General features: G+C 42.3%; 10 protein-coding genes and 2 pseudogenes. 5 read left to right on the forward strand and 7 right to left on the reverse strand.

Annotated features, from left to right (window positions below):
- A partial coding sequence (locus tag L693_RS32330) for an RNA polymerase sigma factor (RefSeq protein ID WP_442950164.1) occupies positions 1-104 on the forward strand: 104 nt, incomplete at its 5' end.
- Positions 105-231: 127 nt separating this feature from the next.
- On the opposite strand, the gene L693_RS0106635 is transcribed toward L693_RS32330, so the two are convergent.
- The 4 genes from L693_RS0106635 to L693_RS0106650 all read right to left on the reverse strand — a co-directional run bounded on the left by L693_RS0106635 (position 232) and on the right by L693_RS0106650 (position 3,040).
- Positions 232-435, reverse strand: a complete 204-nt coding sequence (locus L693_RS0106635; protein WP_025716597.1) for a hypothetical protein — start codon at positions 433-435, stop codon at positions 232-234.
- A 209-nt stretch (positions 436-644) separates the two neighbouring features.
- The gene (locus L693_RS0106640; RefSeq protein ID WP_025716598.1) at positions 645-1,382 is read right to left on the reverse strand and encodes an ABC transporter permease; all 738 of its coding nucleotides are present in this window, start codon (positions 1,380-1,382) and stop codon (positions 645-647) included.
- Between the two features lie 28 nt (positions 1,383-1,410).
- Entirely contained in the window at positions 1,411-2,121 is a 711-nt protein-coding gene (locus tag L693_RS0106645; protein WP_025716599.1) for an ABC transporter permease, read from the reverse strand.
- Complete coding sequence (locus L693_RS0106650; protein WP_025716600.1) at positions 2,114-3,040, reverse strand: ABC transporter ATP-binding protein; 927 nt, start codon at positions 3,038-3,040, stop codon at positions 2,114-2,116. The genes L693_RS0106645 and L693_RS0106650 overlap by 8 nt, the downstream gene beginning before the upstream one ends.
- A 172-nt stretch (positions 3,041-3,212) precedes the next feature.
- On the opposite strand from L693_RS0106650, the gene papB reads away from it, so the two are divergent.
- Both papB and L693_RS0106660 read left to right on the forward strand, forming a co-directional pair.
- A complete protein-coding gene (gene papB, locus L693_RS0106655) occupies positions 3,213-4,268 on the forward strand; it encodes a PapB family radical SAM/SPASM ranthipeptide maturase (protein WP_269320827.1) in 1,056 nt (351 codons plus the stop codon).
- A gap of 102 nt (positions 4,269-4,370) precedes the next feature.
- Entirely contained in the window at positions 4,371-6,101 is a 1,731-nt protein-coding gene (locus L693_RS0106660) for an ABC transporter ATP-binding protein (protein WP_025716602.1), read from the forward strand.
- 116 nt (positions 6,102-6,217) lie between these two features.
- On the opposite strand, the pseudogene L693_RS29820 reads toward L693_RS0106660, so the two are convergent.
- Positions 6,218-6,380 (reverse strand): annotated as a pseudogene (locus tag L693_RS29820) (NADPH dehydrogenase); the annotation flags it as partial.
- 220 nt (positions 6,381-6,600) lie between these two features.
- Between L693_RS29820 and L693_RS0106670 the strand changes: the two are divergent.
- On the forward strand, positions 6,601-6,960 hold the full coding sequence (locus L693_RS0106670) for a hypothetical protein (protein ID WP_025716603.1): 360 nt from the start codon (positions 6,601-6,603) through the stop codon (positions 6,958-6,960).
- A 111-nt stretch (positions 6,961-7,071) separates the two neighbouring features.
- Here the strand turns inward: L693_RS0106670 and L693_RS28940 are convergent, their stop codons facing one another.
- Complete coding sequence (locus L693_RS28940) at positions 7,072-7,224, reverse strand: DUF1540 domain-containing protein (RefSeq protein WP_081752092.1); 153 nt, start codon at positions 7,222-7,224, stop codon at positions 7,072-7,074.
- A gap of 260 nt (positions 7,225-7,484) precedes the next feature.
- Entirely contained in the window at positions 7,485-8,672 is a 1,188-nt protein-coding gene (fabV, locus tag L693_RS0106680; RefSeq protein WP_025716604.1) for an enoyl-ACP reductase FabV, read from the reverse strand.
- A gap of 188 nt (positions 8,673-8,860) precedes the next feature.
- Between fabV and L693_RS0106685 the strand changes: the two are divergent.
- Positions 8,861-11,434: pseudogene (locus L693_RS0106685) on the forward strand (WIAG-tail domain); the annotation flags it as partial.

Here is an 11,434-nt window from a genome sequence, read left to right on the forward strand (position 1 = left end):
TGAAAAATCGCGAGGAAGCGGAGGACGCGGTACAGGACATTTTTATCAAGGTATATCAGGCGATAGGGAAATATCGGCAGCAGGGGGTTTCTTTTTCAGGTTAGCTTTATAAAGTCGCGTATTATCACTGCTTGGATCAAATCAAGAAAAAAAGCCGCTGGTATCAATTCATATCGACCCAAAAGGAGCCAATATAATAGCAATAAAATAGTAGCCCCAATGTTTTTATCTTTATATTTTTAATCTTGAAAGTGTATTTTGGAATACAGGCTTACCGATGTTGGTACAACACACTAAATCATTGTCCATATACATTTCTCCAGCCAGTTCTTTTTCTTTACTAATTCTCTCTTTGTGTTTCTTCAACACTTCAATTACTCCGTCTGTCATATCGATTGAACGTATCCCTGATAAACTTTTAGTACCTTGCTCCATCACCGTGCCCCTTGGTCCCAAGGAGGTTAAAGTTTTAACCAAATAACAACTGCAGGTACGAAAATGCAAGTATGAAGAAAATGAATGCCTTTGTGCTAATCAAACATTATAATACAAAGAGGGCACCTGACGAAGCGTATACTTCGTTTAGGTGCCTGCTTATATACAACGTTAGTATAGAAGTATGTTGATTCCTTGACTTGAACAGTTTATTTCTTTTTTATGCTGCTAAAGCTCCTCAACGACAGGATAAGCCCCAGCACAAAAATGAAACATATACTGATGACCCCGTTCGGAACATGCGTATATGTTCTTCCCAACGTGCCATGTGGAGAAAATAAAACTGGGACCGTCCATGGATAGAGTGTATTTCCAGTTACATTGATCAGAACAAAATTTAAACATATGACCGTGCACATCGCGATCACAGCGTTTATAAATTTTTCCCATCGAATGGCGAAGAAAGATATTATCGGAATGAGCATGGCGTGCATAAGAAACATTTTAGCAAATACCCCAAGCTGATATATAACAATTTCAGAAGTTAAAGGTCTACTTGTAATCAAGGTTCCCAATACAGCAGATATGACAAATGCCAACAGCAAGCTAACCGCAATATACGTATATATAACCAGTAGCTTGCTGAAGTAGATACGCGTCCGACGAACCGGATTTGTGAACAGGGCAATATGAGTGTTTTCCTGATACTCTCTCGTATAGATAAAGATGGTCAAAATATAATAGCTCATATACCCGGTTACAAAATTGATAATGGATACCAAATCCATAAAGTATGCATTCCAACCGTCACGGTCTATGGAATACTTGGTGCTACCCTCATAACTGAAGGAAATCAAAGCGACCGATAATACTAAAATAATCACGCTCAGAATAAGAATTTTGGTCCATTTCAGCTTCAGCCACTCTACTTTAAACAGGTTAAGCATAATCCCCCTCCTTTCAGAAAGCCCATCTTTAGTATCTTCTTTTATATGTCCACATGGATAAAAATAATCCAAGAATAAAGGTAACAGATAAACTGAACCAAGCTATTGAAACATCGACCTGTATTAACCCTCTTCCTTCATTGGGAGATAAAAGATACGGAACAATCCACGGATACCATTCACTTTTGTATATGAAATTAAAAAATATGGCGGTACAAGCTACGAGCACGACCACCAGAAAACTTTTCCACCGTATGGCGAAAAAAGAGACGATCGGTATTAACATCGCATGCATTACACACATTTTAGCAAACACCAGAATCTGGTCTACCCAGATATCCAGTGTTAAGGGTCGATCAGTAATCAACATCCCTAATAACGCAGACAAAATCAGCACAGAAAATAAAGAAACCACTATATATCCATATATTACCATAAGTTTGTTGATATAAAATTTCGTTCGGGCTACAGGACTCGTAAACATAAATAGATGCGTATCTTCCTGGTACTCTCTCGCGAAAATATGACCGGTTAATATGAAGTAGCTGATGAATCCGGTCGCAATGTTGATGAAGCCGACAATTTCCTGAAAATAATAGTTCCACCCAGAATGATCAATCGAATACTGGGGAAAGATAGCGTCTAAAATAAAAAATAACAGCGTAACAGCCAGTAATATAATATAGCTCAGCACAAAAGCTTTTGAGCCTTTGAGTTTAATGAGCTCCGCTCTAATCACGCCGCCCGCCCTCCCTTGAGATGAGCGCCAGGAAGTAATCCTCCAGCGTCTGCTTTGAGGTGTGTATTTCATAGACCGAAAAATGGTGATCCATTAACTCTTTGTTTAACGCCGCTGTATTCTCGATAGGGTTATAGATTCTTAAATGTTGCTTGGATTTCACATCACATTGAGTCTGCTTCATACGCTCTTGCAGAAACGTACGAGCCGCCTCCGCATCGTCTACCTTTACATCCGTATATTGCTCAAAGCTTTCCTCCAACCGGTTCAAACGATCTTCTGCCAACAGTTTTCCATTATGTATGATTCCGATGTGTGTCGCTAACTGTTGAATTTCGCTCAGGATGTGGCTGGAGATGAGAATCGTTTTCCCTTCTTCCTCACATAGCCGTTTCAGTAATTGACGAATTTCCTTGATCCCTGACGGGTCCAGTCCGTTCGTAGGCTCGTCCAATATGAGCAGCTCCGGATCATGGACAAGCGCCCTCGCAATCCCTAATCTTTGCTTCATCCCTAAGGAAAAATCATTAAACTTCTTCTTGCTGGTATGCTCCAATCCCACGGTAGAGAGCGTACGTTCAATTCTTCCCTCATCTTTCACCCCCATATACGTGCAGCATATCCTCAGATTATCCCTTGCGCTGAGGTTTCCGTAAAAGCCAGGCGTTTCAATAATGGTGCCTATTCTGGAAAAGATAGACGGGTAGTTCTTCTCCAGCCGCTCCCCAAATAAGAGAACCTCTCCGCTTGTAGGCTCCATGAGTCTCATCAGCATTCTGATTGTGGTTGTTTTTCCGGCCCCGTTCTCGCCGAGAAAACCGTAAATGCTCCCCCGCTCCACGTGCAAGGATATGTCGTATACAGCGGTAAAGAGACCAAAATTTTTTCGGAGTGCTTTAGTTTCGACTATATATTCCATTTTCAAACCTCCTAAGCATGAAATATTACTATTGTACATTTTTTTGTAGTTAAAGCAACATACACGATGACATAGGTTTGTATATAACACGTAAAGAGAGATCAATAAAATGTCCTAACCAGATACAAGTACTTTTTGAGCAATCTGTAAGTTGCTTCGTATAAACAAGTGAATGATAACTTTGAAGTTCTCCTTCCTAGTATGGTTTTGTATAACTAAAAAATGTACATTATTATATATTTTACAAATTGCTAAAGCGGCTGTAGACTTTCTTATTCAACAGTCGGGAGAAATGGAGCAATTAAATATCACTTTTTTTGGCGGGGACCCCTTATTAAATTTCCCTCTAATACAAGAGACTGTACACTACGTTAATAAACAATCTCAAATTCATCATAAGAAATTTTCTTTTTCTATAACCACTAACGGTACACTCATCACTCCTAAAATCAAAAGCTTTTTTTACAAACATCATTTTGGTGTGCAAACCAGCATTGACGGTGATGAAAAAACACATAATTTTAATCGTTTTTTCAAAGGTGGACAAGGGTCTTATGATTTACTATTAAAACGTACAGAAGAAATGAGAAATGATCATAAAATAGGTGCAAGAGGTACAGTAACACCTGTAGAGCTTGATCTTCATAAGTCTTTTGACCATTTAGTAAAACTGGGTTTTAGAAAAATATATTTGTCCCCAGCGCTTTATTCCTTATCGGACGAGCACTATGATATTTTATCAAAAGAGATGGTTAAGCTGGTAGAAAGATTCCAAGAATTATTAGAAAATGAAGACTATGCTACAGCCAAAAAAATGTCCAATGTCCTTGGTATGCTAAGTAAAATCCATTCCGGCGGTCCTAGAATTCACTTTTGTGGCGCAGGTACGAATGCTGTCGCTGTTGATGTTAGAGGGAATTTGTTCCCTTGCCATCGGTTTGTAGGCGAGGACGAATGCTCCATCGGCAACCTGTTTGATGAGGATAAATTGAGCAGACAATATGATTTTATAGAAAATTCAACGATAAGAAATAGAACAACCTGTTCAAATTGTTGGGCAAAAAACCTCTGTGGCGGAGGATGTCACCAGGAGAATTTTTCAGAGAATGGAAATATCAATCAACCTGTCGGTAAACTCTGCAAAGTAACCCAAAAATTCATTACTTCTACTATAAATTTATACCTTCAACTTACCCAAGAACAAAGAAACATCCTTTTTGGTCAATAATTTATAATTCGGCATTGTACTCCCATCTACTTCTTATGTAATACAGCAATGCCGATACAGTTATACCCTGGCTCCTAATTCCCAATTACGGAGGACATACTTATGATACAATTAATAAAAGGATATATTAAACCTCTATTGCCACTTCAAATTACCGCACTCTGCATAATTATCATAAATATATTGTTTATGATATACCAACCCATTTTAATGCAGAGATTGATAGATTCTTATAATGCTAAAGCACTTTCTGTTAAGGAAATAAGTTATTTTGGTATTCTTTTTTTATCCTTACTGATCGGAGGGGGATTGACAGCGGCACTTAGAGATTCACTTATTTTTAGAATTCGAAATTTGTTGCAATTTCGATTAAGAAATGATATTTATAATCAAAATCTTAGTCTACGAATCCATCAGCCTTCCGGTAAGATTATTTCTTTAATCTATAATGATGTCGAGGCGTTCACAGGATTGCTAAACCAAGCATTTATAGCTATGTTTACCGATTGTTTGACGATTATCGGAACCGTAATTGTCCTCTATTTTATGGATTGGAAGTTGGCAACGATATCCTTGTTTTTTATACCCATTTACTTTTTCTTATACTACAATTCCAAAAAGAAAGTGTATCAGTTAAATATAAATTACAAAAAACAGTACGAAAATGTAATGGAAATACTACAATTAGGTTTAAAGCAAAAGTGGACCTCGGTTAGATTTAACCGCCAAAGGTATAGTAGTGCCTTATTTTGCAGAGAACAAATCCTTCTGATTCGTATTTTGAAAAAACTTTTTTCTCGTGAACTGCTACTAGGCATAATCAGTAACTTTTTAAGCGGGTTTTTCCCTGTACTTTTACTAATCATTGGCGGCTTCTTATTAATTAAAGGAGAAGTCACCTTAGGCACGCTCGTCGCGTTTAGTACATATATAGTCAAACTGTTACAACCTGTATCACGCTTATCACAGTTGAACGTAGGTGTTCAATCAGCTATAGCTTCTGCCGAGAGGATTCTTGACTTTTTGAATTTAAAAGATATTTGGAACGGCAATACCATTTTTTCAAATATAGAAAATGCAATACATGTAAAAAACGTGTCGTTTTCTTACAATAATCAAACCTCTGTTCTTGATAATATCTCGTTTGAAATCAAAAAAAATCAAATGTTAGCTATAGTAGGAGGAAGTGGATCTGGTAAAACTACGATTGCAAAACTTTTAACAGGAGAAATTGTTCCAACTAAAGGTGAGATTCTTTATGATAATCATAAATTACACGATTTAAATAAAAGTTCCTTCTATAAAAATATAGCGGTAGTAACACAGGAAGAGTTATTAACAACAGGAACTATATTCGAGAACATCGCTTTTGGGAATAAAAATGCAACATTAAATGAAGTCATTGATATTTCGAAAAAAGTCGGGTTACATGACTATATTTTATCACTTCCCCAGAAATATAATACGTACATCATTTCCGAAAAATACGACCTTTCTGTAGGTCAAAAACAACGTCTTGCTATAGCAAGAGCACTGCTACATAACGCAGAGATACTCATTTTTGATGAGATGACATCTGCTCTTGATGCTGAAACTGAATCCTTGATTCTACACCTTTTAAATGAACTTAAGGGTGAACGAACCATTATTATTATTGCTCATAAATTCCAGACTGTAATACATTCGGATCATATCTTAGTTATTCAAAACGGTAAAATTATAGAGCAGGGTAGCCATGCTGATCTAATGTCGTATAATAGCATCTATTCTAGCTCATATATTAAGCAAAAGGATTCCCTACAAAATGAGGTATATGAGCACTCATATAAATAATGGAACGACTGAATGGTTCAAATCCTCTCGCATAAGCTACTGAGTTTTCGTTACCTGCGAACAGGACCATAATAAATAAACCCTTTAAAACAAAACAACGTAGGGTTACTTAAGCCTCAGTAGCCACGTTGATATTGTTCAGGAATGGAAGGCTCGCCGCGTAGCGCAATCGCTGCATGAGTAGCCCAATACGGGTCACGTAGCAAACCGCGTCTCCGCGACCAGATCGGCATTTTCGATGCCGCTGACAGACTGAGCCAAAGCCGGGTCCCCCAGCGACAAATGGTCATTATGCCGATATATCACAGCATGTGCGAATGAGGCCGACCAGGCAGGAACAATTACAAAAAAAATCAAGCACAAGAAGCGAATCGTTCAGAGCGACGCTTCTTTTTTTTGTTTTGATGCGTGTTTTTTCGGTTTTTTATAGAAGATGTCACAAACAACCACAGGGCATTCGTTTTACAGAATGATGACGGACACACAAGGAGGTGATCCTATGGAGCGCTTTGGTCCCGGGGCCAATGACCATACAGAACATGTAGAATCCGTCGTAGAACGCGCCAAAGCTGGCGATCAACAGGCATATGCCATCAACATACGTACTTTTGAAAAGCAGATATATACGTATTGCTATTACATCCGTATTATTACTGCTTGGATCAAATCAGGAAAAAAAGCCGCTGGTATCAGTTTATATCGACCCACAAGGAGCAACAGCTGCATTTTGATGATTACCACCATCAAGTTCGATGATGAACGCGAAGTCGATGAACTTTTGTTGAAACCTCACTTCCATTGCCATCAGGCCTTATACGCTGACCGTCGACAAAAAATAGAAACCCGTAAACCCCATTAATGCAAAAAGAGCTTGATAATCATTATCATTCTTGTTAGAATATCATAAGAAAGAAGGAACCCGGGCAGGGGCTCCTTCATGAAAACTATGGTTTGGCTTGAAAATAAAGGTTTATTTTGCTTCAAAGGTTTTGCAGTCTGTTTCTTCGGACTTGTGAGTGTCTGCAGGTCTGTTGCTTACGATATAAATGGAGCTTGCGCTACATTTATTGTCTTGGGCCCAATACGTACAGGAGTTAACCTCACACAGAACGTCTTTTGCCATTGTTGATCACCTCCTTATATGGATGTGATGGGCTAAGCAAATATAATCACGGTCAGGCAAGGTAGGACTTGTCCAACTGTAGTCACCCTCTTGGTAAGAAGAGGGTTTTTGCTATGCGTACTTGTACAATATCAAATGAAATTTAAAATTGCAAACTTTGCTAAAAAACAAAAGCTGTCCTTCGTGCAGAGTAGAGTGCTCTACTGCCGAAGAACAGTTTTTTGGTTTTGCCAATCTAATCATCACGATATTCAAAAGAGTTAGCGAACGTGAGGAATATTGACGATGGGATCAATATCAGCGTCGTAGTCTACACCTTCGAATTCAAAGCCGAATAGCTGGAAAAATTCGCGACGATATCCTTCGAGATCAGACAACTCATAAATATTGTTTGTCGTCAGCTCGTCCCAAATTTTTGCAACCTCTACCTGCACGTCTTCACGCAGCTCCCAGTCATCAATACGAATACGCCCCTCTTCATCCACAGGAGTTTCAGGTGCATACAGACGCTCGGCAAACAGGCGGTAGCATTGTTCTATGCACCCTTCATGCAGCCCTTTTTCCTTCATCACCTTGTACAAAGCGGAAATATACAGAGGAACGACAGGGATGGCAGAGCTGGATTGGGTAACCAGTCCTTTGGTGACTGCGACAAAGGCGCGTCCGCCTGTAGCTTTCAGTTGATCATTCAATTGACGGGCTGTCGCCTCCAGGTGATCCTTTGCACTTCCGATACTGCCTTCTCTATAAATGGCCTGCGTAATATCTGAACCAATATACGAAAAAGAGAAGGTGGTTGCAGTATCGGCCAATACACCGCCTTCACGCAAGGCGTCAATCCACAACTTCCAGTCCTCACCGCCCATGACCTCTACAGTTGCTTGCACTTCTTCTTCCGTTGCGGGTTCCAGTGTAACGCTACTGACTTCTCCGGTGTGGAAGTTGACGGTTTTATTTGTATAGGGTTTCCCAATAGGCTTGAGCACGGAATTAAACGTTTCACCTGTACGGGGATTCGTACGGCGGGCAGAAGCGACACTGTAAATCACCAGATCGACTTGTCCAAGCTCTTCGCGAATCACTTCCACTGTTTTGGCTTTGACTTCATCCGAAAAGGCATCACCTGTTACGCTCAAGGATGTAAGTCCTGCTTCCTGAGCAGCCTTTTCAAATGCAGCAGAATTGTACCAGCCTGCCGACGCTGTACGTGTGGCTGTAGCATTGCTAGGGCGATATACACCGATTGTATTGGCCTTCGCTCCGAATGCGGCAGTAATACGAGAAGCCAACCCATACCCGGCAGATGCCCCAATGACAAGCACGTTACGAGGACCCTGAATAGCAGGACGGGTCTGCACATAGTCAATTTGCTCCTGAACATGTTGGGCGCAGCCCACCGGATGAGCAGTGGTACAGATAAAGCCACGTGTTCTTGGTTTGATAATCATGTTATTGTATTTCCTCTCTTCTTGTAGCAATCTTCACCCTTACTATTTTAACTTTTAACAATTTTTTTTCAAACGTGGATTTCTGAGAGTGTGTTTTCACTGAAAAGAGTACCCCCGAGCAGGGTGGCAAGTGCCTAAGAGCCTGCATATGATGCTGTAACGATAAATACGAGAAGGGAGAGAGCTGCTTGAAGAACAAGAGCCGTAAAACCACCAGAAACAAAAAGCCGCTCTATAGTGTAATTGACCCGGATATGAATGAGTTAAGCATGATACAGCGCTTGAAGCCACAGCCTGCGGAGAGGGAGACAGAAGCAAGACTTCATCAAGTTGCTTTTCCGCCTCCCCCAATAGCAGAGGAGTTGGAGGAGCAGGCTATTGTCGAACCTGAAGTTGATGTTGTGCAGGAGACTGAGGTTGAAGATGACAATGAAAATGAATTCGAAGAAGAGACTCAGCTCTCAATGGAGGAAGCCAACGAGCCAGAGCCTCAGCCTGATCCCATTGATGTCGAGGAAATTTTGAACAACAAGAAGGCGCCCCATGTAAACAATGCTTTCATTTATACAGATGATTTGAGCGATTTCGCTGTGACTGGTGAAAAGATTGCTCCTGCTTCCATCGACTCCAGCAAGCTGAAACAAGAGAGCATCCAAACGGAATATCTGGCGGATTATGCCGTTCAAACGATTAAAATAGCCGACGGTGCAGTGACTTCTTCGAAAATTGCTCCTGATTCTATTACGGTAGAGCATTTGTCGGATGCATCGGTGGCAGGCAGCAAATTGCAGGATCGCTCCATTGGCGGCGAGAAGCTTCGGGATGGCAGCATCACCCCGGAAAAGCTGGCCGATAAGATTATCAGCGGTGATCATATTGCAAATGGCTCCATTGAGAGCCGTCATTTCAAGCACTGGATTGTGTCTCAAGACATGCTTCAAGATCAGGCGGTTACTTCTGATAAAATTCGCAGCGGTACAATTCAATCGAACAATCTGGCTAATGAAGCCATCGACAGCTCCAAGCTCGGAGAGCAGTCTGTAACCACTTCCAAACTGCGGGACGGTGCTGTGGATGGTTCTAAAATTCAGGCTGGCAGCATTGAGAGCGCACACCTGACCGATCATGCCATTCATGCCCGGCATCTGGCCCCTGGCTCAATCAACCGCCAGCAGCTTGCAGGCGGAATTGTGGGCAAGGAACAGCTGGAGGAAGGTTCCGTTAGTGGACGTCATCTGGAGCATGAGGCGGTTACCGGGGAGCATATACAGACAGAAGCGATTGAAAGAAGACATCTCAGTCCCGGTGCTATTGGAGAAGAGCAGATTGGTGCAGGTGAAGTGACAGCTCGGCATCTCGCAGACCGGAGTATTCAGTCCAATAAGCTGGCGGATCAGTCGGTAGGCTCACTGCAAATCGTCGATCAGTCTGTGACTTCCTCCAAGATATCGGATCAGAGCATTTTGCCGCACAAAATTGCTGATGAAGCCGTACTTACCAGACATATTGCTGCGTCAGCTATTAAAGGTCCTCAGCTTGCTCCGGAGGCGGTCTCTTCATTACACCTTAAGTCTGAAATTATTCGTAAGCATCATATCGTAGCCGAAGCAGTGACGGAGCAACATTTGCAATCAGGGGCAGTAACGAGCGAGAAAATAGGAAAGGGTGCAGTACTGGATCACCATGTGGCGAAACAGGCTATCAAGGAAAACCATATTGCCCCGAGCTCTATTAAGTCAGACAAAATCGCTGAAGAGGCGGTGACGGAGACTAAAATAGGTACAGGGGCGGTCACTGGAAATAAAATTGCGTCCCAAGCCATTTCACACGTACACATTGCAACCGGAGAGATTCGTGAAAATCACCTTGCCAGCAACAGTGTGGGTGGCAAGGCCTTGCAGGCTCAATCGGTCGACTCGACACATCTGGCTCGCAGCTCCGTGCTAAGCGAACATCTTGGAGAGGGCAGTGTAGGAACCTCGGCCTTGCAGGGACAGTCTGTTACCGCAGATATTTTGGGTGAAGGGGCGGTTCAAACCGGGCATCTGGCGAGTGGAGCAGTGTACTCCCACCATTTGCAGGATCATGCTGTCACTTCGCTGAAACTATCGCCGGAAAGTGTGGCTACAGACAAAATTAATGATTTGGCGATCACGGCTCCCAAATTAGCAGAAGGCAGTGTAACTTCCTCCAAGCTGTCAGCTCGTTCTGTGCAGCCGTGGCACATTACGGATAAAGCCGTGCAGAGTAACCATCTGGCTGTGGAAGCGGTGGAGGCGAATCATCTCGCTCCGGAATCCGTCACCTCCGACCATCTGAAATCTGCATCGGTTCAGACCAAACATCTCGCCCCGGATAGCGTATCCGGTCATGCACTTCAAGCGGAAAGCGTCACCTCTGAGAAGTTAGCGGCTCGGGCTGTGCAGGCTTCCAATCTGGCGGAAAATAGCGTGGGCCCTGGTCATCTGACTGCACAGTCCGTACACACCCGGCATTTGGTAGCAGGAGCCGTAGAGGAAACCACACTGGCCCAGAATGCTGTAAAATCTGCACATCTTGCACCGGAATCCATCCGATCAGAGCACTTGCAAAACGGGGCTATTCAGGGAAAGCATATTGCATTGCAGGCTATAGCGACTCCAGCCCTACAGGATGAAGCGGTCACCTCTGCCAAACTAGCGGAGGAAAGCGTAACCTCTACCAAGTTGTCCGCCCATTCCGTACAGTCCGGGCATATTGCGGACGAAGCTGTACAAAGCAAC

It is taken from the genome of Paenibacillus sp. 1-18 (assembly GCF_000520755.1).
Taxonomy (GTDB): domain Bacteria; phylum Bacillota; class Bacilli; order Paenibacillales; family Paenibacillaceae; genus Paenibacillus; species Paenibacillus brasilensis.